The sequence below is a fragment of the Vicinamibacterales bacterium genome (assembly GCA_036496585.1).
Lineage (GTDB): Bacteria > Acidobacteriota > Vicinamibacteria > Vicinamibacterales > 2-12-FULL-66-21 > JAICSD01.
This window is the reverse complement of sequence record DASXLB010000042.1, coordinates 210,403-230,493: the sequence shown is the minus strand read 5'-3', so window position 1 is coordinate 230,493 and position 20,091 is coordinate 210,403. Positions and strand designations below refer to the sequence as shown.

19 protein-coding genes are annotated in these 20,091 nt (G+C 71.3%); all 19 read left to right on the top strand.

Annotated features, from left to right (window positions below):
* The first annotated feature begins 159 nt into the window (after positions 1 to 159).
* From VGI12_14480 to VGI12_14390, 19 genes are read left to right on the top strand one after another with little or no spacing between them, the layout of a single operon-like run.
* Positions 160 to 1,146 carry a sigma 54-interacting transcriptional regulator gene (locus tag VGI12_14480; GenBank protein HEY2433878.1) on the top strand — a complete coding sequence of 329 codons (987 nt, stop codon included), beginning with the start codon at positions 160 to 162 and terminating at the stop codon, positions 1,144 to 1,146.
* Positions 1,143 to 2,363 carry an outer membrane beta-barrel protein gene (locus tag VGI12_14475; GenBank protein ID HEY2433877.1) on the top strand — a complete coding sequence of 407 codons (1,221 nt, stop codon included), beginning with the start codon at positions 1,143 to 1,145 and terminating at the stop codon, positions 2,361 to 2,363. Before VGI12_14480 ends, VGI12_14475 begins: the two co-directional genes overlap by 4 nt.
* On the top strand, positions 2,360 to 3,172 hold the full coding sequence (locus VGI12_14470; GenBank protein ID HEY2433876.1) for an SLBB domain-containing protein: 813 nt from the start codon (positions 2,360 to 2,362) through the stop codon (positions 3,170 to 3,172). Before VGI12_14475 ends, VGI12_14470 begins: the two co-directional genes overlap by 4 nt.
* Positions 3,172 to 4,242, top strand: a complete 1,071-nt coding sequence (locus tag VGI12_14465; protein ID HEY2433875.1) for a glycosyltransferase — start codon at positions 3,172 to 3,174, stop codon at positions 4,240 to 4,242. The genes VGI12_14470 and VGI12_14465 overlap by 1 nt, the downstream gene beginning before the upstream one ends.
* Positions 4,239 to 4,910 carry a methyltransferase domain-containing protein gene (locus tag VGI12_14460; protein HEY2433874.1) on the top strand — a complete coding sequence of 224 codons (672 nt, stop codon included), beginning with the start codon at positions 4,239 to 4,241 and terminating at the stop codon, positions 4,908 to 4,910. The genes VGI12_14465 and VGI12_14460 overlap by 4 nt, the downstream gene beginning before the upstream one ends.
* A complete protein-coding gene (locus tag VGI12_14455; GenBank protein HEY2433873.1) occupies positions 4,901 to 6,112 on the top strand; it encodes a glycosyltransferase family 4 protein in 1,212 nt (403 codons plus the stop codon). Before VGI12_14460 ends, VGI12_14455 begins: the two co-directional genes overlap by 10 nt.
* Positions 6,109 to 7,473, top strand: a complete 1,365-nt coding sequence (locus tag VGI12_14450) for a hypothetical protein (GenBank protein HEY2433872.1) — start codon at positions 6,109 to 6,111, stop codon at positions 7,471 to 7,473. The genes VGI12_14455 and VGI12_14450 overlap by 4 nt, the downstream gene beginning before the upstream one ends.
* Entirely contained in the window at positions 7,470 to 8,597 is a 1,128-nt protein-coding gene (locus VGI12_14445; protein HEY2433871.1) for a glycosyltransferase family 4 protein, read from the top strand. The genes VGI12_14450 and VGI12_14445 overlap by 4 nt, the downstream gene beginning before the upstream one ends.
* The gene (locus VGI12_14440; GenBank protein ID HEY2433870.1) at positions 8,594 to 9,514 is read left to right on the top strand and encodes a class I SAM-dependent methyltransferase; all 921 of its coding nucleotides are present in this window, start codon (positions 8,594 to 8,596) and stop codon (positions 9,512 to 9,514) included. Before VGI12_14445 ends, VGI12_14440 begins: the two co-directional genes overlap by 4 nt.
* The gene (locus VGI12_14435; GenBank protein ID HEY2433869.1) at positions 9,511 to 11,064 is read left to right on the top strand and encodes a hypothetical protein; all 1,554 of its coding nucleotides are present in this window, start codon (positions 9,511 to 9,513) and stop codon (positions 11,062 to 11,064) included. The genes VGI12_14440 and VGI12_14435 overlap by 4 nt, the downstream gene beginning before the upstream one ends.
* The gene (locus VGI12_14430) at positions 11,065 to 12,240 is read left to right on the top strand and encodes a glycosyltransferase family 4 protein (GenBank protein HEY2433868.1); all 1,176 of its coding nucleotides are present in this window, start codon (positions 11,065 to 11,067) and stop codon (positions 12,238 to 12,240) included.
* Positions 12,216 to 13,367, top strand: coding sequence for a glycosyltransferase (locus tag VGI12_14425; GenBank protein ID HEY2433867.1), 1,152 nt, complete (start codon positions 12,216 to 12,218; stop codon positions 13,365 to 13,367). The genes VGI12_14430 and VGI12_14425 overlap by 25 nt, the downstream gene beginning before the upstream one ends.
* Positions 13,364 to 14,500, top strand: a complete 1,137-nt coding sequence (locus tag VGI12_14420) for a glycosyltransferase family 4 protein (protein ID HEY2433866.1) — start codon at positions 13,364 to 13,366, stop codon at positions 14,498 to 14,500. The genes VGI12_14425 and VGI12_14420 overlap by 4 nt, the downstream gene beginning before the upstream one ends.
* Positions 14,497 to 15,387 (top strand): glycosyltransferase, encoded by an 891-nt coding sequence (locus VGI12_14415; protein ID HEY2433865.1) that lies wholly within the window; start codon positions 14,497 to 14,499, stop codon positions 15,385 to 15,387. Before VGI12_14420 ends, VGI12_14415 begins: the two co-directional genes overlap by 4 nt.
* A complete protein-coding gene (locus tag VGI12_14410; protein HEY2433864.1) occupies positions 15,384 to 16,082 on the top strand; it encodes a class I SAM-dependent methyltransferase in 699 nt (232 codons plus the stop codon). Before VGI12_14415 ends, VGI12_14410 begins: the two co-directional genes overlap by 4 nt.
* Positions 16,079 to 17,212 (top strand): glycosyltransferase family 4 protein, encoded by a 1,134-nt coding sequence (locus VGI12_14405; GenBank protein ID HEY2433863.1) that lies wholly within the window; start codon positions 16,079 to 16,081, stop codon positions 17,210 to 17,212. The genes VGI12_14410 and VGI12_14405 overlap by 4 nt, the downstream gene beginning before the upstream one ends.
* A complete protein-coding gene (locus tag VGI12_14400) occupies positions 17,209 to 18,381 on the top strand; it encodes a glycosyltransferase family 1 protein (GenBank protein HEY2433862.1) in 1,173 nt (390 codons plus the stop codon). The genes VGI12_14405 and VGI12_14400 overlap by 4 nt, the downstream gene beginning before the upstream one ends.
* Positions 18,378 to 19,484 carry a glycosyltransferase gene (locus VGI12_14395; protein ID HEY2433861.1) on the top strand — a complete coding sequence of 369 codons (1,107 nt, stop codon included), beginning with the start codon at positions 18,378 to 18,380 and terminating at the stop codon, positions 19,482 to 19,484. Before VGI12_14400 ends, VGI12_14395 begins: the two co-directional genes overlap by 4 nt.
* Positions 19,478 to 20,083: a sugar transferase gene (locus VGI12_14390; GenBank protein HEY2433860.1), complete on the top strand. Its 606-nt coding sequence runs from the start codon at positions 19,478 to 19,480 to the stop codon at positions 20,081 to 20,083. Before VGI12_14395 ends, VGI12_14390 begins: the two co-directional genes overlap by 7 nt.
* Positions 20,084 to 20,091 lie beyond the last annotated feature (8 nt).

Below are 20,091 nucleotides of genomic sequence, written 5' to 3'. Positions count from 1 at the left end.
CGGATACGATTCATGTCATGTGTCTAATTTGACACATGCCCATGAATCCGCGATAATCGGCCGCTTCCTGCCATCAACGGTCCCCGCCGGCACACTGCGCCGGGCCAGCACGCTGGCCACGCCCTGTGACCGACAGGGCGAAGCTGTCCCCCGAACCGTATGCGTCCCCGCTGTTCCACTGCGATTCTGCCGCCGGCGCTGCTTGGTGATTCGGCAGCCGTGCGTCAGATTCGTACGATCCTCGAGCGCCCGGCTCCCAGCCCGATCCTTCTGCTGGTCGAGGAGGGGCTCGAAGCGGCCGACGTCGCGCGATACGTGCACGACTGCACTCGTGGCGGACAGGCCTTCGTGCGCGCCGACTGCGGCCGCCCCGACGCCGACGGGCTCGCGATCGAGCTGTTCGGCGTGCGCGGCCGGGCAGCCGCGACGCTGGAGACACTCGGCCCAGGCGCCGCGCTGCTGAAGGCAGGCCGCGGCACGGTCTTTCTCGACAATCTCAACGAACTCCCCGCCGCGCTGCAGCGTCGTCTGGCCCGCGTGCTTCGCGACGGAGAGGTCTGCGTGGGCGGCCGCGAGCGGACGCCGCTCGAGGCACGGGTCATCGCCGCGGCGCCGCCGTCGATCGCCGCCGATGCGGCCGACGGCCGGTTCCGTCCCGAGCTGCTCCGGCGCTTCGCCGCGACGCCCGCCGCGATCCCATCGCTGCGCGCGCGGGCGGGCGACGTCGCGGCGATCGTGAATCGGCTGGCGGCGGATCTCGCCGCTGCCGCCGGCCGTCCCGTGCCCAGGTTCACACCAGCTGCCCTGACGATGCTGGCGGCGCTGCCATGGACGGGCAATGTCGACGAACTGCGCGCCACGCTCCAGGGCGCGCTCGCGCGCGTCGAAGACGGTGTCATCCGCCAGGAAGATCTGCTCCCGGGCGTGCCGTTCGAGGGGATCGTCCGCCGGCTGGCGCCTGCCGTCAGCCTGCGCGAAGCGCGGCGGCGCTTCGAGCGCGAATACATCGCGTCGGTGCTCGAGCGGCACGGCTGGCGGATGAGCGAGGCCGCCCGTACGCTCGGCATCGAACGCGCCAATCTCTACCGCAAGACGCGTGAACTCGGCATTCAACGCTATGCGCCCGGAGGGCGCGGCGACTCATGACACGTTTCTCTCTGACGCTGACCGCGATCGCCCTGATGACATCCGCTCACGCGGCTTCGGCGCAGTCGTCGCAGGCGGCCGCGACGGATCCGGTCGACACGGCGACGATCCGCCTCGGCCCGGTGGGGCTGAACCCCGCGCTGATGATCCGGGACGTCGGGCGCGACAACAACGTCTTCAACGATCCGGACAACCCGAGGTCCGATTTCACTGCCACGATCTCTCCGCGGGTGGAACTGGTCACGAGCCCTGGGCCGATGAGGCTCTCTTACATCACCACGACCGACTACGTCTACTACCAGACCTATACGTCCGAGCGCGGGACCAATCTCGGCAACCAGATTCGCACCGACTTCGAGTTCGGCCCTTTCCAGCCGTCATTCGATGCGCACTTCGACAACACGCGCGAGCGTCCCAACCGCGAGATCGACACCCGTGCGCGCCACCACGATCGGAACTACGGCGGCAACCTGCGGGTGCAGCTCCCGGCCGACATCTTCGTGAGCGCCGGCGCCCGCCAGACACAGACCACGTTCGATCCGGGCGTCGAGTTCCGCGGCCAGGACCTCGCCACCACGCTCGACCGGACTGACGACCTGCTGGAGGCGGGCGCGGGCGTCGCGCTGACGCCGCTCACCACGTTCCAGGTCGACGTCGGGCGCGAGCGGGCGCGGTTCGACTTCACGCCCGAACGCGATTCGCAGACGCTGCGCATCATGCCGAAGGTGACGTTCAGTCCGCTGGCGATGCTCAACGGCAGCGCGTCGTTCGGCTACCGCCGCTTCACCACGCACTCGCCGGACGTGCCGAACTTCCGCGGCTTCGTCTCCTCGGTCACCCTGGCCTCGACGGTGCTGGAGCACCATCACATCGAGACGACGTTCGCCCGCGACCTGCAGTACTCGTACGAAGAGGCGGTCCCCGAGTACATCGAAACCGGCCTGACCGTCGGCTGGAACTGGGCGGGCGGCGGGCCGCTCGACGCGCGCCTCTACGGCAGCCGCTCGCGTCTCCACTACCGCTCGCCGACGCTCGCGGACGGCAAGACCGACGACGTCGCGCACACCTTCGGCTTCACCGTGGCGTGGCGGCTCGCCGCGTATCTCCGCGCCGGCGTCAACGGCGACTGGCGTGGCCGCGCCTCGGACCGCTCGGCCGACCGCGCCTATGACAACCGGCGCATCTACGCGACTTTCACATGGGGGAAAGTGTCATGACCACGATGGTGTTGCTCGCGCTCGTCTTGCAACAGCCCGCGGCGCCGGCGGCGCCCGCGCCCGCCGAGGCGCAGGAATATCTCATCGGCCCGCAGGACAAACTCGACATCATCGTGATTCCCGACGTCTTCAGCGACCGGCATGTCACGGTCGACGTCGATGGCACCTTCCAGTACAAGGATCTCGGACGGCTCAAGGCTCAGGATCTGACGCACGGCCAGGTCGAGGCCGAAATCCGCGAGCTGCTGATTCGGCGCAGCCTCCATAACAGTCCCACCGTGAAGGTCGAGGTGGTGGAGTTCCGCTCGAAGATGATCTACGTCAACGGTGATGGCGTAAAGCTGCCGAGCAGCTTCCGGGTCCAGGGAAATGACAATCTCATGTCGGCCATCTACCAGGCCGGCGGGTTCACGTCGCGGGCGGGCTCGTCGATCAGCATCCGCCGCCGCTCGATTGGCGGCACCCAGGCGACGGAGATCCGGATTCCGCGCAGCGACGTCGAGCAGGGGACAGGGCTCGCCGCGACGTTCCACCTCCAGGACGGCGACGTGATCAACGTGCCGGAAGCCGGGCACGTGTTCGTCCGCGGCGAGGTCATGGCCGGCGGCGTCTACGACCTCAGCGAGAACGCCAAGACCGTGCTCGACATGATCAACGCGGCCGGCGGCTTCAGCAAGTTCGCCCGCCGCGACGGCATCACGATCACCCGCGTCGTCGAAGCGAAGCCGCAGCAGATCAAGGTCGACAAGGATTTGACGCTGGCGGTGCAGCCCAACGACGTCATCGAGGTGCCGCGCCGGCGCTGGTGATGCGCGTCCTGCATGTCGCCGCCGGCAACCTCTACGGCGGCGTCGAACGGATTCTGGAAGAAATGGCCGCGCACGCGCCGGCAGGCTCGGCGCACGCCTTCGCGCTGTCGTTCCAGGGACGCGTCGTCTCCGGGCTCGACGCCGCCGGGGCCGAGCGCCACGATCTGGGGCCGGTACGGTTCAGCCGACCCCTGTCGGTCTGGCGCGCGCGCCGTCGTCTCCGGCGGCTCGTCGGATCGTTCGATCGCGTGGTCGCGCACTCGCCGTGGGCGTTCGCAATCGCCGCGCCCCTGCTGCCGGTCGGCACCCGCGTGCTCGTCGCTCACGATGCCCTCGACGGATCGCACTGGACGGAGCGGCGTACGGCCCGACGGGTTCCCTCGCTGGTGATCTGCAACAGCCAGTACACCTCGCGCGCGGTGGCGCAGTGGCTGCCGGCGGTACGTCGCGCCGTCGTACTGCCGCCGGTCTCGGCTCCGCCCGCCGCCGCCGCTGACCGCGACGCGACGCGGCGGGAATTCGGCGCGGCACCCGACACGACCGTCATCGTCATCGCCAGCCGCTTCGAGTCGTGGAAGGGGCACCTCGACCTGCTGCAGGCCGCGTCGACACTCCACGGCAACTGGCGGGTGTGGATTGCGGGCGGACCGCAGCGTCCGCACGAGGCCGCCTATGAGCGGCAGCTGCGGGCCGCCGCGTCGAGCCCAAGCCTGCAGGGGCGGGTCGCGTTTCTCGGCGAGCGCCGCGACCTCGCTCGGCTGCTGGCCGCCGCGGACGTGCATTGTCAGCCCAATACCACGCCGGAGCCGTTCGGCATCGCGTTCGTCGAGGCGCTCGACGCGGGTCTGCCGGTCGTCACCTTCGACTTCGGCGGCGCCTCGGAGATCGTCACCGAGGCCTGCGGCATCCTGCTGCCGGCGTCCGATCGCGGCGCGCTCGCCGGGGCGCTGCAGCGGCTGGTCGACGATGTGGCGGCGCGGCGACGCCTGGGCGACGCCGGTCCGCCGCGCGCGCGATGGTTGTGCGATCCGGCCACCCAGGTGGCGCGGTTCCAGGAGGCACTGCAGTGACGCGCGTGGAGGCCGACGCCGGCCTGCAGGAGCGCGCGGCGCGCAGCCTGGGCCGCGCACACGATCGGATCCACCGCACGGCGATGAACATGCTCGAGGCGCGCGGCGCCGGCGGACGGCTGCTCGACGCCGGCTGCGGTACGGGCGACCTCTGGCGGCTCGCGTCGGCACGCTTCACTGCCTGCACGGGGATCGACGCCGTTCGGTATCCCGGACTACCGGACGCGGTCGGCTTCGTGCCCGCCAACCTCGACGCGCCGCTTCCGCTCGAAGACGCGAGTGTCGACGCCGCCGCTGCCATCGAAGTGATCGAGCATCTCGAGAATCCGCGCGCCTTCGTGCGCGAGCTGGCGCGGGTCACCCGCCCCGGCGGCTGGATCGCGATTACCACCCCCAACCAGTTGAGCCTGCTCAGTCTGTCGTGCCTGATCGCCAAGGGCGTGTTCGTCGCGTTCCAGGACGGCGACTACCCGGCGCATCGCACCGCGCTTCTCGAGGTCGATTTGCGTCGCATCGCCGCCGAATCAGGGCTCGAGGACGTCGCGGTCGAATACACACGCTGGGGCCGGCTGCCACTCTCTCCGTGGCACTACCCGGCGCCCCTGGCCGCGATCGCGCCGCGCCGTCTGTCCGACAATGTCGCGCTGGTGGGGCGCCGGTGCGGGTAGCGCTGCTGAGCGTGTCGGCGGACGTCGGCGGCTCGGAAGCCATCCTGCTGACGCTGCTGCGAGAACTCGCCGCCAGGCCGGGGATCGAACCGGTGTTGATCCTGCCGCGTCACGGACCACTCGAGGCGCGCGCCTGCGCGGCTGGAGCGGCGACGCGGATCGTGCCGATGCCGGCGTCGCTGCTGGCGTTCGGAGAGTGGTCGATGCGAAGGCTCGGCGATCTCGGCCGTCAGACGGCGACGCTCGCCCGCGCCCTCGCCGGCGCGCGCGCCTATGGCGGCGCCATCGCCGCCGCGATCGACGAGTTGAAGCCTGACGTGATCCACACCAACGGGTTCAAGATGCACGTGCTGGCGGCGCGCGCCGCGCCGGCGGGCGTCCCGCTCGTCTGGCACGTGCATGAGTACCTGACGCCGCGGCCGCTCAGCCGCACGCTGCTGCGCCATCACGCCCGCCGCGCCGCCGCCGTCGTCGCCAATTCGCGCAGCGTCGCCGCCGATCTCGTGGCGGTGCTTGGCGGCCGGGCGCCGGTGACGACGATCTATAACGCCGTCGATCTCGCGGAGTTCACTCCGGGCGGCGACGAGGTCGATCTCGACGCGCTCGCCGGGCTGCCGCCGCTGGCGTCGAGCGTGTGCCGGGTCGGCCTGCTCGCCACGTTCGCACGGTGGAAGGGGCACGACGTGTTCCTGCGCGCCGTGCAGCAGGCGTCGGTGCCGCTTCGCGCGTACGTGATCGGCGGGCCCGTCTACGACACTGCCGGCAGTCAGGTGAGCCTCGACGATCTTCGTGCCCGCGCCTGCGAGCTGGGCGTCGCCGATCGCGTCGGCTTCACCGGGTTCATCGATCGCCCGGCCCGCGCGCTGCGGGCGCTCGACGTGGTGGTGCACGCGAGCACCGAGCCCGAGCCGTTCGGGCTCGTGATCGCCGAAGGCATGGCCTGCGGCAAGGCGGTCATCGTCAGCCGTGCCGGCGGCGCGGCCGAGCTCATCGTCGAGGACGTCGATGCCGTCGCGGCGATGCCGGGGGATGCTGCCGGGCTGGCCGCGGCGATCGACCGGCTCGCGGCCGATCCGGCGCTGCGCGCGCGACTCGGCGACGAGGCTCATCGGACGGCGCTGCGACGGTTCTCTCCGGCGGTCTTCGCCGGGGCCTTTGTCGATCTGTATGCCCGTGCAGGGCGGATGGGGGTTCCGGCATGAACGCGCAGACGCAGGCGTTCGGGCAGGCGGCGGCGGTCGACGCCGCGCAGCAGTCGCGCTGGGGCTTTGCCGAGTGGTTCGCGCTCAGCCAGACGGCGCTGCCGGCGCTGCTGATCCTGCCGGGCACACAGGCGATCCGTCTGCCGATTCGCACGTCGGCGTTCGGCATCAGCCTCGCGGCGCTCGGCTGGTACGTGATCAGCCCGCACGCGAAGATTCGCCAGTCGCGCGCGCAGAGCTGGGTGTTCGGCGTGATGGCGCTGCTCGCCGTCATGCTGTTCCACCCATCGACGCCGAACTTCCTCGGCGGCTTGGCGCACCTGACCGTCTACTTTGCGGTGATGGCGCCGCTCTTCTGGGCGCCGGTGCTCGTCGACACACCGGAGCGGCTGGCGCGCATCATGTGGATCCTGCTCATCTGCGCCGGGGCGAACTCGGTCGTCGGCGTGCTGCAGGTCTACGATCCGGCGCGGTGGCTGCCGGCGGAGTTCTCGCGCGTCCTGGTCGAGCAGGACATGGGTCTCGGGCCCGTGACCTTCATCGGCCCCAACGGACAGATGATGGTTCGGCCTCCAGGGCTGTTCGACACACCCGGCGCAGTCGCCGGACCCGCCGCCTACGCCGCGCTGCTCGGGCTGGTGTTCGCCGTCAGCCAGACGGAGACGTGGAAGCGCCTCCTGTCGCTCGTGTTCGCCGGCGCGGGGCTTGGCGCGATCTATCTGAGCCAGGTCCGCATCAGCTGGGCGGCGGCGCTCGCCATGATGCTGGCCTACGCGATGACGCTCGCGCGCCAGGAAAAGTTCGCGCGCGCGACCCAGTTCGCCTTGCTTGCCGGCGGCGTGTTCCTCGGCGGCTTCCTGCTGGCGGTCGCGCTCGGCGGCCAGACGATCAGCGACCGGTTCATGACGATCTTCGCGTCCGATCCGATCACGGTGTATCGCGGCGCGCGCGGCGCGCACCTCGACATGGCTTTCGGTGAACTGCTCGTCGACCATCCCTTCGGCGCCGGGCTCGGCCGCTGGGGCATGCCGGCCGCCTACTTCAGCGAATTCACCGACGCGAATCCACCGATCTGGGCCGAGATCCAGCTCGCGGGCTGGATGATCGACGGCGGCGTCCTGATGGTCGCGCTCTATGTCGGCGCCCTGCTGGTGACCGCGCTCACGCAGTGGCGGGTGGCCATGGTCAAGGGGCATCCTCGCCTCGCGACGTGCGGCGCGGTCGTGATGGCCGCCAATCTCGGGACAGCGCTGATGATCTTCAGCTTCACGCCGTTCGTGGCGCAGCTCGGAATCCAGTACTGGTTCCTGGCGGGAGCCCTGCACGGCGTCGCCACCAGACAGGGACTCGAGGGCGCATGACCTGGCTGGCCGCGACCGGCGATTTCGCCGCGCACGGCGGGATGGACCGCGCCAACTACGCCCTCGCCTCGTGGCTGGCTGGCCATGGGCGCGACGTGCATCTGGTCGCGCATCGGGTGGCCGCGGATCTCGCGGCACGTCCGGAAGTCACGGTGCACGGAGTGCCGCGGCCCTTCGGCGCGCACCTCGTCGGCGCGCCCTTGCTCGCGCGCGCCGCGCGCCGCGTCCGCCGCCGCCTGCCGCGTCGCGCCGGCGTGCTGATGAACGGCGGCAATGGCGTCGACGGCGCGCCGACCTGGGTGCACTACCTGCACGCCGCCTACGCGCCCGAGGTGGCGGTGTCGATCCGGACGCGCGTCTCGGCCTCGCTCGGGCGGCGCTACTATCTCGCGCGTGAGGCGGCGGCGCTCGCCACCGCCCCGCTCGTGATCTGCAACAGCGCGACGACGGCGGCCGACGTGCAGCGCTGCTACGGCGTACCGGCGGCGAAGACGCGCGTTGTCTACTACGGCATCGACGCGGCACTCTTCGCACCCGTGCGTGAGGACGAGCGACGCGCCGCGCGCGCTGCGCTGCGGCTTCCCGACGACCTGCCTGTGGCGATCTTCATCGGCGCGCTCGGCGATCGGCGCAAGGGTTTCGATCGGCTGTTCGAGGCCTGGCGTTCGCTGTCGTCCGGCGGCCGCTGGGACGCAGCATTGATCGTCGTCGGCGCCGGCGTCGAACAGGCGCACTGGGCCGCGCGCGCGCAGGCGGCGGGGCTGAAGGGTGTGCAGGTGCTGGGGTTCCGGACCGACGTGCCGCAACTGCTCGCGGCCGCCGATCTCCTGGTCCATCCATCCCGGTACGAAGCCTACGGTCTGGGCGTGCACGAGGCGATCTGCCGCGGGCTGCCGGCGATCGTCAGCGCCGGCGCCGGCATCGCGGAGCGATTCCCGCCCGAACTCGCCCCGCTGGTGCTGCCGGCGGGTGCGGGCACGGACGAGGTCGCGGCCGCGCTTCGCCGCTGGCACGCCGATCCTGCCGCCTGGCGGAGGCACGCGGCGCCGCTCTCGGCGACGCTGCGCGCGCGAGGCTGGGACGAGATGGCGGCCGACATCGCCGAGGCGGTGGAGGCGGCATGAACGCAGGCTTCGCCCCCGTGGACCGGTGCTGGGTGTGCGACGGCGGAGCGCTCGCGCGGGCCTTCGACGCGCGCTACGAGCTGTCGGCGTTCGCGGGCCAGGATCCGCCGCTCGCCGCGTACTCCGGCGAACCGATCGAGATCCGCCGGTGTGCCGCCTGCGGATTCGCGCAGCCTGGCGCGCTGCCCGCGCTCGATCGATACTTCGATCGCATTTACGACCAGCAGTGGGCGCCGCATTGGGTCGAAGCGGAGCACGCGGCGACGTACAAGGACGACATCTTCGCTGACGTGCTGCGGGCGCTCGACGCGCGTCTGCCCGCGAGGCCGCGACGGCTGCTCGACGTTGGCGCGCATGCCGGCCGGCTGATGAGCCTGGCGCAGCGCGCCGGATGGGACGTCGAGGGGCTCGAACTCAATCCCCGGACGGCCGCGCAGGCGGCGGCCGCGACCGGCGCGCCCGTCCACCACGGGAACATCTTCACGGTCACGCCGCGGCCGCCGTTCGATGCGGTGACGCTGATCGACGTACTCGAACACATTCCCGATCCGCGGCGCGCCCTGGGGCGCGCGGCCGGATGGATCCGGCCGGGCGGCGCGATCGCGGTGAAGGTGCCCAATGGCGGCGCGCAGCGGCTGAAGGAATCGGTCCGCGGGATCGTGCGCCCCGGCTATCGTCCGACGCTGGCCGACAATCTCGTCCACGTGAATCACTTCACGCCGGCGTCGCTGCGGCTGGCGCTGGAGCGCTGCGGATTCACGGCGGTGACGGTTGCGGCGGCCGCACCGGAGATGCCCGAGGGACATCGCATCGATCGCCTCGTGCGGCGTGCGGTCTTCGCCGCCGCGCGCCACGTCCCGGGTGGCCTGCACACCCCGCTCGCTTTGAACCTCTTCGCCATCGCGCGCCGCTCATGAGCAGGACCATCCGGGCCACATTGACGGCGCTCTTTGGCTACGCCAGGTTCGGCATTGCCGTCGCGACCGGCCTGTGGCTGGTGCCGTTCACGCTCCACCACGTCGGCGCGCGCTCCTATGGCCTGTGGCTGGCGTCGGGCGAGTTGTTGGCCTATGCGTCGTTGACCGACTTCGGCGTGCTCGTCACGGTGCCCTGGCTCATCGCCGAGGTGGACGGCCGCGGCGATCGCGACGGGATGCGGCGTCTGCTCGCCAACGGTGTCGCGGCCGCGCTCCTGAGCGCCGCCGGCTACGCGGTGATTGGCGGCGTCTTGATTGCGGCGCTCCCGCACGTGATCCACCTCGAAGCGGCCGAGCGTGCGCCGGTCGTCGGCGCCACGTTGATCATCGCCGTCGCCGGCGTGGTGGCGTATCCGTTGCGCGTCTTCTACTGCGTGCTGGTCGGCATGCAGGACGTCCGGTTCACCGGCGCCGTCGATCTCGTGCAGGTGCCGTTCGGCGTCATCCTGACGGCGGCACTCCTGCAGGCCGGCGATGGCTTGTACGCGCTGGCTGTTGGGGTCGCCGTGCCGCAGCTCGTCGCCGGCCTCGTTTTCCTGGTGCGGGTCGCGGCTGTCGCCCCCGATTTGCTGCGCGGCTGGCGCGTGCCACTCTGGCGGGACGTGCGCGCGCTCTTTCGCGAGGGCACCGGTGCGTGGCTCGGAGGCTGGGGATGGAGGCTGATCAGCGCGACCGACGGTCTGGTGCTCGCGGCGCTCGGCCGCGCCACGGCTGTGGCCGCGCTGGCCTGCACCAGCAAGCTCAGTACGTCGTTGACGCAGCTCTCGTGGGTGCCGTGCGACAGCGGCTTGATCGGCCTCGCCAACCTCGCGGGTGAGCGCCAGGACGCGCGGCTGCGCGAGGCGATCGTGGTCATGGTGCGCGTCTACCTCGCGCTGGCCGGCGCCACCGCCTGCGTCGTGCTCGCGGTGAACCCTGCTTTCGTCAGCCGCTGGGTCGGCGGGATGATGTTCGCGGGCGGCAAGGCGAACGTGCTGCTCGCGATGGTCGCCCTGGCGATGACCTTCGCGCACGCGCTGGCCGTCGTCCCGGCCGCGCTCGGACAACGGATCCAGATCGGCATGGCCACCTTCGGGTCGGGCCTCGTCCACATCGCGCTCGCTTTCGGCCTGGGTCGATGGCTCGGCATCGAAGGCGTGCTGCTGGCCGGCGTGATCAGCCATGGCATCGTGTTCCCGGCGCTCGCCTGGAAACCGTTCGCCGTGTCGACCCGCATGCCCGAGACAGCGCTCCTCGCGGAGGTGATTCGTCCGTGGCTCCGGCGGTTCCTGCCGCTCGTAATCTGCGCCGTCGCGCTCGAGCAGCTCCTTGGCGTGCCGCGGGTGCCGGTGGTCATGGCGATCGGCGCGCTGGTTGCCGCCATCTCGGTCTGGTACATGCGTCCGCTCTACCTCGCCTTCGGCCCGGTGCGCGCCCTGTACGATCGAGTGCTCTCCCGTTTCGCGATCCGTCGCGGCGGCGGGTCGGAGCGGAGCACGGCCGGGCGGTAGATGCGCATTCTGCTCGTCAACGAAGCGCGGATGGGCGGCGGCGGCGTCGAATCGTACCTCGCGGCGCTCGTTCCCGAGTTGCGCGCGCGCCGGCACGAGGTGGCGCTGCTCTACGCCAACACCCGCGCCGAACAGGGCCCGACCGACGTCAATGTGGATCCGTCGTGGAGCGTGCGCGACCTCGGGCTGCCGCCGGCGATCGATGCGGCCAGGGCGTGGCGTCCCGACGTCTGCTTCGCGCACAACATGCGCTACCTGGAAATCGACGAGGCGATCGTCGGCCAGTGGCCGACGATCAAGATGATGCACGCCTATGCCGGGGCGTGCCTGAGCGGTCACAAGGCGTTTTCGTTTCCGGCGGCCGTTGCGTGTCCACGCGCCTGCAATGCCGGCTGCCTGGTCTATTTCCTGCCGCGGCGATGCGGACGGCTGCGGCCGGACGTGATGGTGACGCAGTACCGATGGGCGCGCCGCCAGCAGGCACTGCTGCCGCGATACGACGGCGTGGTCGTCGCGAGCGAGCACATGCGCGGTGAATTCGGCCGCTACGGCGCCGCGCGCATCGCCACGATCCCGTTGTTCACGGCCGGTCCGGCGGCGTCCGGAGGCGTCCGCGACATCGACGTCGCCTTCTTCGGTCGGCTGACGCCGCTCAAGGGTCCGGACCTCCTGATCGAGGCCCTCGCGCACGCCAGCCGCGCACTCGCACGCCCGCTCCGCGCGCTGGTCGCCGGCGATGGCCCGCTCCGCCCGGATCTCGTCGCGCGTACGTCTGCGTCGGGCGCCGACGTGCAGATCGACGTGCCGGGGTGGCTGCACGCGGCGGAGCGGGATGCAGCGCTAGCCCGCACCTCGGTCCTGGCGGTGCCGAGCCGCTGGCCCGAGCCGTTTGGACTGGTCGGCCTCGAGGCGGCGCGCTTCGGTGTGCCGTCCGTGGCGTTCGACACCGGCGGCATTCGCACGTGGCTGAGCGACGGCGTCAACGGGCTCCTCGTGCCCCCATCGGAGGGGCCGCGCGGATTCGGCGACACGCTCGCGCGCGCATTGGGCGACGAGCGGCGCCTTGCGGCCCTCTCGGCGAATGCGCGGGAGGCGTCGGCGCGCTTCTCCGCGGCCGCGCACATCGACGCGCTCGAGCAGGTGCTCCAGCAATGGCGACGACCTGGCACGTGCTGACCGGCGAGTACCCGCCGGACTGCGGCGGCGTTGGCGACTACACGGCCGCCCTGGCGGCCGCGCTCGCTGACACCGGTGACGAGGTGCACGTGTGGACGCCGTCCGCCGGTCCGGCCGCCGGTGAGGCCCAGGCCCGCCGTGTTTCCCTGCACGTCCTGCCCGACGTCTTCGGTCGCGGCTCGCGCGCCACGCTGGCGCGAGCGTTCGCCTCGGCGCCGGGACCGGTTCTGCTCCAGTACGTGCCGAACGCGCTCGGCGCCCGCGGCGGCAACCTCGCGTTCTGCCGATGGTTCTCGCGCCTGGCTCCGCGCGTCGCCGACGTGCGGGTCATGTTTCACGAGCCGTACTTCTATTTCCGCTGGTCGCGCCCGTGGTCTGCCTCGAACGGACTGGCCCTGATACAGCGCATGATGGCGCGCACCCTGCTGCGCGGCGCGTCCCGCGTTTATTTCTCGACCGAGAGCTGGACGCGCTATCTGTCGGCGCCGCAGCCGCCGCAGACGCTGCCGGTTCCGTCGAGCATCCCTATCGCGGCCGGCGCCGCCGAGATCGCGCGGGTCCGCGCGGCGGCGACGGGGGCGGATCACGCCGCCCAGCTCGTCGGGCACTTCGGCACCTACGGTGCGCACGTGACCGGTCAGCTCGACGCGCGGCTGCCGGCGCTCGTCGCGCGCATGCCGTCGATCCGTCTGGCGCTGCTCGGGGCTGGCGGCAGCGCGTATCTGTCGCGCCTGGCCGGCGCCGCGCCGGCGGTCGCCGCGCGCGCCTGGGCGCCCGATCGTCTCGAGCCGGCGGCGCTCGCATGCGCCCTGCGCGCCTGCGATCTGCTCGTGCAACCGTATCCGGACGGGATTACCACGCGCCGCACGTCGGCGATGGCGGGTCTCAAGAACGGCGTCGCCACCGTCAGCACGACCGGGGCGCTCACCGAGGCGGTGTGGGAAGAGACGGGGGCGGTGGCGCTCGCGCCCGCCGGCGACGTGGGAGCCTTCGTCGACCGATCCGAAGCGCTGCTGCGGGACCCCGCCGCGCGCACCTCGCTCGCCAGCCGCGCCGCGTCGGTCTACGCGTCACGATTCTCCATGGAGCACACGCTCGACGTGCTCCGCGGCCCGCACCGATCGTGAGCCTCTCGATCCTGCTCGCCGGCGACTATCCTCCGGATCCGACGCTCGGGTCGGCGAAGGTCTTCTACAAGCTCCAGGAGGAGTTCGTCGCGCTCGGGCACCGCTGCGAGATCCTGTTCGACGACGCGATCGGCGCCCCGCGTTCGCGGCAGATCCGGCAGGCGGTCTCCCCGTACTACGCCGGTCGAGCGATTGCCCGGCGGATGGCCCGGGCGAAGTTCGACGTGCTCGACATCGCCAGCGCCGAAGGCCTGTACGTCGGCCTCGGCAATCGCCTGCGCCGCCGTCAGGCGATCCCGTTCGTCTGTCGTTCGAACGGTCTGGAGGCATTGAACTACCGTCGAATGATCGACGACGCAGCCGCCGGCCTGACGCACAAGCCGTGGACGCGCCGCCTCTGGTATCCGCTCTCGCGCCTGACGCAGGTCGAATGGGCCGCGCGTCTGGCGAGCCGCATGCTGCTGCTCAACCCGCAGGACTACCAGTTTGCCGTCCGGCAGGGATGGCAGACGCCCGATCGCATCGACGTCGTGCCGCATGGCGTGTCGGCACGCTACCTCGACGACCGTCCGCGCGAGGATGCCCCGCGCGGCGAGGGATTGCTCTTTTGCGGCTCCTGGGATCACATGAAGGGCATCGTGTATCTTGCCGGCTGCCTCGAACGGCTGCACGCGAGAGGGCTCCGCTATCCGCTGACAGTGCTGGGTCCCGGCGTGCCCGAGGCAACGGTGATGCGCGCGTTTCCCGAGGCCGTCCGTCCGTTCGTCCGCGTCGTGCCGCGGGCTCCCGAGCACGAGGTGATCCGGCTGTACCGATCGCACGACGCGCTGCTGTGGACGTCGACCTACGAGGGCTTCGGGCTGGTGCTGCTCGAAGCCATGAGCCAACGGCTCGCCGTAATTACGACGCCTGTCGGATGCGCGCCGGCGCTGGTACGCGACGGCGAGAACGGTCTCGTCGTACCGCCTCGCGATCCCGCCGCGCTCGCCTCGGCGGCCGAGCGCCTGATGGGTGACGCGCCGCTGCGGCAGCGCCTGGGTTCGGCGGCGGCATGCAGCGTGTCCGCGATGACGTGGCGCGCCTCCGCCGAGCGCACGATCGAAGTCTACCGCCGCGCGATTGCCGAACCATGACGCCGCGTCTGTCCATCGGCGTGACCACACGCAATCGTCCTGACGCCCTGGCGCGGTGTCTGGCGTCGCTCGACGCATTGCAGCCGCTCGCCCCGGAGGTGCTGGTGTTCGACGACGGCTCCGACCCGCGGGCCACGGCGACGCTTCCGGTCCGGATCATCCGGGACGCCGCCTGTCCCGGCTACATCGTCGGCCGCAATCGGCTCGTCCGCGAAGCGGCGGCGCCGTTTGTGCTGCTGCTCGACGACGACACCCGGGTGATCTCGGCGGCCAGCGTCGAGCGGGCGCTGACGGTGCTCGAGCGCGATGCCCGCGCCGGTGCCGTCGGGTTCGCGCAGGCGGAGGCGGACGGGCGCCCGTGGCCGGCCGCGATGCAGCCGGCGAAGGCCGACTACGCGTGCGTCGTCGCGAGCTTCATCGGCTTCGCGCACCTGCTCAGGCGCGACCTGTTCCTGCGACTCGGCGGCTACCGCGAGAGCTTCGTGTTCTACGGCGAGGAGAAGGAATTCTGCCTTCGCCTAATCGACGCGGGCTGCCACACCGTGTACCTGCCCGACGCACTCGTCAGTCATCTTCCCGACACAGCCGGACGGAGCCAGTCTCGGTACCTGCGGTTCGTGTCGCGCAACGACTGTCTGAACGCGCTCTACAACGACCCGCTGCCGCGCGTCCTGTGGACGCTGCCAGCGCGTTTTCTCCTGTACTTCCGCATGCGCCGCGGCTGGGGGATTCGCGATCCCTGGGGATGGCTGTGGCTGATGCGCGAAGTCGCACGGGTCGCGATGCAGTCGTCCTTCAAGCGCACGCCGGTGTCACGCGCCACGATCAAGGCATGGCGCGCGCGGCGGCTCGATCCGCCGCGCTACGATCTGCCGGTGAAGGCATGAGTCTCGAGACGATGGCGCGGCGAACGGTCGCGTCGCTGCCGCCCGGCATACGCTGGCGGACACGCAATGCGGTCGCGCTGGTGCGCTGGCTGCGGCTGCGCGGCGCCGCCGACACGGCGTATGGCGAAGACTTCTGGGCGCTGCACGACAGCGGCGACTGGGACGGCTTCGCCGCGACGATCGGCCGCTTCTGCACGCCGGCGTCGATCGTCGACGTCGGCTGCGGCGACGCGAAGCTGCTCGCGGCGATGCGGCGGCGGCAGGCCTTGCTGCCGATGCTCGGCATCGACAGTTCGCGCACCGCGCTCGATCGCGCGGCCGCGGCCGGCGTGCCGGTGTTGTGCCACGACATCGCGTCGATGCGCGCCGCGAACCTGGATACGCTGCGCGCGCGCGTCTCGCCGTTCGACGTCGCCGTGTCGCTCGAAACCGCCGAGCACCTTCCTCCGTGGGCGGCGCGGCGATTCGTCGAGACGCTGGCGCGCGTGCGCCTCGTCGTCTTTTCGGCGGCGCATCCCGGGCAAGGGGGCACGCTGCACCTCAACGAGCGGCCGCACGCCTACTGGCGCGCGCGGTTCGCGACGCTGGGCTACCGGCTATCGGCATCCGACGAGGCGTTCCGCGCGGCGATCGCGGCACTCGACCTGCCGTCGTGGTACCGCGCGAACGTGCACCTCTACGAGCGCGGCGCATGAAGCGGCTGCTCACGATCGGTCATTCGTACGTCGTCGCCGCGAACCGGCAGCTGGCCCATCATCTGGCGCTGGCGGGGCGCGGCGAGTGGGAGGTGACAGCCGTGGCGCCGGCGCGATATCGCGGCGACCTCCGCACGATCGAGGTCGAGTCGATCGCCGGCGAGGCATGCACGCTCCGCACCGTGCCGGTGCGGATGGATCGAGTGCCGCACGTGATGTCGTATGGCGGTGACCTCGGGCCGATTCTTGCCGCCGACTGGGACGTCGTGCACTGCTGGGAAGAACCCTATACGCGATCGGCCGCCCAGGTGGCGCGCGGCGTCGCGCCCCGTGCCAAGGTCGTGTTCGCCAGCTTCCAGAACATCTCGAAGCGGTACCCGTGGCCGCTTCGCGCCTATGAGCGCGAGACGATGAGCCGGGCGAGCGGCTGGATCGCGTTCGGCGAAACCGTCCGGGCCGCGCTGGCCGACCGGCCCGGATATCGCGACACGGCGGCGAGAGTCATTCCGCCGGGTGTCGATCTCGATCGGTTCCGGCCCGACACCGGAGCCGGATGCGACGTCCGGCGCCGGCTCGGATGGCCGGCCGACGCGTTCGTCGTCGGATACCTCGGCCGCTTCGTCGAAGCGAAAGGCCTTCAGACCATCATCGACGCCGTTCCCGGCTCGCATCCGGAATGGCGCGCGCTGTTCGTGGGCGGCGGTGAGCTCGAGGCGTCGCTGCGATCGTTCTCCGATCGGCATCCCGGCCGCGTGCAGGTGCAGACCGGCATTCCGCATGCCGACGTGCCCGCCTGGCTCAACACGATGAGCGTGCTCTGCGCGCCGAGTCGCACGACGCCGCGCTGGCGGGAGCAGTTCGGACGAATGCTGATCGAGGCGATGGCGTGCGGCGTCCCGGTGATCGCGAGCGACAGCGGCGAGATGCCGTTCGTGGTCGGCGATGCCGGCGTCGTCGCGCCCGAAGCGGACGCGGGCGCGTGGCGGCGGGCGATCGAACGGCTCGGGGCCGATGCGGGCGCCCGCCGGGACTGCGCCGCGCGTGGCCTGGCGCGCGCGCGTGAGCAGTATGCGTGGCCGATCGTGGCCGAGCGGCATCTTGCGTTCTTCGACGAGGTTCTGACCATATGAGCGGCCGGCTGCGCGTCGCGGTGATCGCCGACTACGCGGAAGAGCAGTGGCCGAGCATGGACCTGGTCGCCGACATGATCATGGCGCACCTCGCGGCGGAACACGCCGCGTCGATCGAGGCCACGCTGGTCAGGCCGGCGATGCCGCGGCGGCTGAGCCGTCTGTCGGACCGGGCGGGCGCCTTCGACCGTGTGCTGGCGCGGTTCGTCGACTATCCCAGGGCGCTCGGCCGCCTGCGCGGGCGATTCGACGTCTACCACATCGTCGACCACAGCTACGCGCATCTGGTCCACCGTCTCCCAGGCGACCGGACGATCGTCACCTGCCACGATCTCGACGCGTTTCGATCCGTCCTGGAGCCGCGCGACGAGCCGCGGTCCTACGTGTATCGGCTGCTGGCGCGGCGAATCCTGTCCGGTCTGCGCAGCGCCGCGCACATCGCCTGCGTCAGCGAGGCGACCCGGCTGGCGCTGGTCAGCCTGGCCGGCATCCCCGAATCGCGGCTCACGGTCGTTCCCAACGGGACCGACGCGGGGCGCTACACCGAGGGGAACGCCGCCGCGGATGTCGAGGCGGCCCGGCTCCTCGGTCCGAAGCGAGGCGTCGAACTGCTGCACGTCGGCAGCACGATCCCGCGCAAGCGGATCGACGTGCTGCTGCAGGTGTTCGCGGGCGTCCGTCGGCAGCGACCGGACGTCCGCCTGACGCGGGTCGGCGGCCCGTTCACCGCCGATCAGCGCGTGCAGGCTCGGACGCTCGGAATCGGCGACGCCATCACGGTGCTGCCCTTCGTCGATCGCGCCACGCTGGCGGCGGTCTACCGGCGAAGCGCGCTGGCGCTGTTGACCTCGGACCGCGAGGGTTTCGGGCTGCCGATCGTCGAGGCGTTGGCCAGCGGGACGCCGATGATCGTGAGCGACATCCCGGCGCTGCGCGAGGTCGGCGGCGCGGCGGTGGCCTACCGTCCGGTGGCCGCCGCCGACGCCTGGGTCGAGGCAGTGCTCGCGCTGCTCGACGAGCGCCAGCGCGACGAGGCGGCGTGGGAACGGCGCCGGGCGGACGGCCGTATCCGCGCCGCCGAGTTCAGCTGGTCGGTCCATACCGCGCAGCTGGCGCAGCTCTATCGCGGGCTGGCCGCCGGCGCGCGCGCGCCGGAAGGCGGATCGTGAGAGTCCTGCACGTCGGCAAGTTCTATCCGCCGCACCACGGCGGGATGGAGCGCGTGCTCGAAACGGTCTGCCGCGTCAGCCAGGGGCTGGTCGAGAGCGCCGTGCTGGTGACCAATGCGTCGCGCGACACCGTCGAAGAGGTGATCGACGGCGTGGAGGTGACACGCGTCGGCACGATCGGGGCGGCCGGCTCGGTACATGTCGCGCCGGCGTTCGTGACGGCGCTGCGACGGGCCAGGGCGGACCTGATGATCCTGCACGAACCCAACCCCTGGGCGCTGCTGTCGTACACGCTGGCGCGACCGCGCATCCCGCTCGCGATCTGGTATCACAGCGACGTCGTCCGTCCCCCGGCGCAGTACGCGGCGCTCTATGCGCCGGTCGCGCATACCGCCTACACGCGGGCGCGGTGCTTCATCGTGTCGTCGCCACCGCTGGCGGCGCACGCCGCCGCGCTGCGTCGCTATCAGGACCGCGTCCGGGTGATCCCGTTCGGCATCGACCCGTCGCCGTGGCGCGGCCCCGTCGACCCCGGCCGTCCGCGGACGCCGTTCGTGCTCTTTGCCGGCCGGCACGTCGACTACAAGGGAGTGGACGTGCTGCTGTCGGCGCTGGCGGGGACGTCTATCGACGCTATTATCGCGGGCGACGGCCCGCGGCGCGCTGCCTGGGAAGCGCGCGCCCGTGAGCTGGGCCTCGCCGGGCGCGTCACCTTTCCTGGAGAGATTACCGACGGCGAGCTGCGACGGCTGATGCAGACCTGCGAGGCGTTCGTGCTGCCCTCGGTCACCAGGGCGGAGGCGTTTGGCTACGTCCAGCTCGAGGCCATGGCGGCGGGCAAGCCGGTGATCAGCACCGATGTCCAGAGCGGCGTCTCGTGGGTGAATCAGGACGGCCGCACCGGCCTCGTCGTCAAGGCGGGGGACGCGGCGGCGCTCGGCGCCGCGATCGCACGGCTGGCGTCGGATCCAGATCTGCGGGCGCGGCTCGGCGCCGCCGGACGCGCGCGGGTTGACGAGGAATTCACGCTCGAACGGCTGCGGGGCCGTCTCGGCCGGTTCTACGAGGAGATGCAGGTCCGCCAGGGTGAGGCCGGTTGCTGAAGCGCGCCTTCGACGCCACGCTCGCCGCGAGCGGACTGATCGCCTCGGCTCCCCTGTGGGCATTCTTTGCGGCGCTGATCAAGCTCGAAGACGGCGGCCCGGTGTTTTTCCGGCAGGAGCGGGTCGGACTGAACGGGCGCGTGTTCGACGCCCTCAAGTTCCGCTCGATGCGTCCCGACGCGGAAGCGGCCAGCGGCGCGGTTCAGGCGAGCGAGCACGATCCGCGCGTCACGCGGGCCGGACGCTGGATGCGCGTCACCGCGATGGACGAACTGCCGCAGCTCTGGAACATCCTGCGCGGCGACATGAGTTTCGTCGGGCCGCGCGCGCTCCGGCCCGGCGAAATCGAGAGCGAGGGGGACGGACGGCTGGTGGCGCTCGAGGACGTGCCAGGGTTCGAGTATCGGATCCGGGTCCGCCCGGGTCTGACCGGGCTGGCGCAGGTGTACGCGCGCCGCGATCTGCCGCGGCGCCAGAAGTTCCGCTACGATCGTCTCTACGTCGAGACGCGCACCTGGACGGGCGACCTCAGATTGATTCTCCTGTCGTTTTGGATTAGCGTGCTGGGCAGATGGGAAGTGCGTGGGCGCAAATTCTGAGCGTCTTC

What these genes read in the sequence shown, in the direction of transcription:
- VGI12_14450 (HEY2433872.1), top strand. Translation starts at nt 6,109, where the DNA reads ATGAACGCGCAGACGCAGGCGTTCGGGCAGGCGGCGGCGGTCGACGCC.
- VGI12_14400 (HEY2433862.1), top strand. Translation starts at nt 17,209, where the DNA reads ATGAGCGGCCGGCTGCGCGTCGCGGTGATCGCCGACTACGCGGAAGAG.
- VGI12_14480 (HEY2433878.1), top strand. Translation starts at nt 160, where the DNA reads ATGCGTCCCCGCTGTTCCACTGCGATTCTGCCGCCGGCGCTGCTTGGT.
- VGI12_14410 (HEY2433864.1), top strand. Translation starts at nt 15,384, where the DNA reads ATGAGTCTCGAGACGATGGCGCGGCGAACGGTCGCGTCGCTGCCGCCC.
- VGI12_14435 (HEY2433869.1), top strand. Translation starts at nt 9,511, where the DNA reads ATGAGCAGGACCATCCGGGCCACATTGACGGCGCTCTTTGGCTACGCC.
- VGI12_14425 (HEY2433867.1), top strand. Translation starts at nt 12,216, where the DNA reads ATGGCGACGACCTGGCACGTGCTGACCGGCGAGTACCCGCCGGACTGC.
- VGI12_14415 (HEY2433865.1), top strand. Translation starts at nt 14,497, where the DNA reads ATGACGCCGCGTCTGTCCATCGGCGTGACCACACGCAATCGTCCTGAC.
- VGI12_14475 (HEY2433877.1), top strand. Translation starts at nt 1,143, where the DNA reads ATGACACGTTTCTCTCTGACGCTGACCGCGATCGCCCTGATGACATCC.
- VGI12_14440 (HEY2433870.1), top strand. Translation starts at nt 8,594, where the DNA reads ATGAACGCAGGCTTCGCCCCCGTGGACCGGTGCTGGGTGTGCGACGGC.
- VGI12_14445 (HEY2433871.1), top strand. Translation starts at nt 7,470, where the DNA reads ATGACCTGGCTGGCCGCGACCGGCGATTTCGCCGCGCACGGCGGGATG.
- VGI12_14405 (HEY2433863.1), top strand. Translation starts at nt 16,079, where the DNA reads ATGAAGCGGCTGCTCACGATCGGTCATTCGTACGTCGTCGCCGCGAAC.
- VGI12_14430 (HEY2433868.1), top strand. Translation starts at nt 11,065, where the DNA reads ATGCGCATTCTGCTCGTCAACGAAGCGCGGATGGGCGGCGGCGGCGTC.
- VGI12_14470 (HEY2433876.1), top strand. Translation starts at nt 2,360, where the DNA reads ATGACCACGATGGTGTTGCTCGCGCTCGTCTTGCAACAGCCCGCGGCG.
- VGI12_14465 (HEY2433875.1), top strand. Translation starts at nt 3,172, where the DNA reads ATGCGCGTCCTGCATGTCGCCGCCGGCAACCTCTACGGCGGCGTCGAA.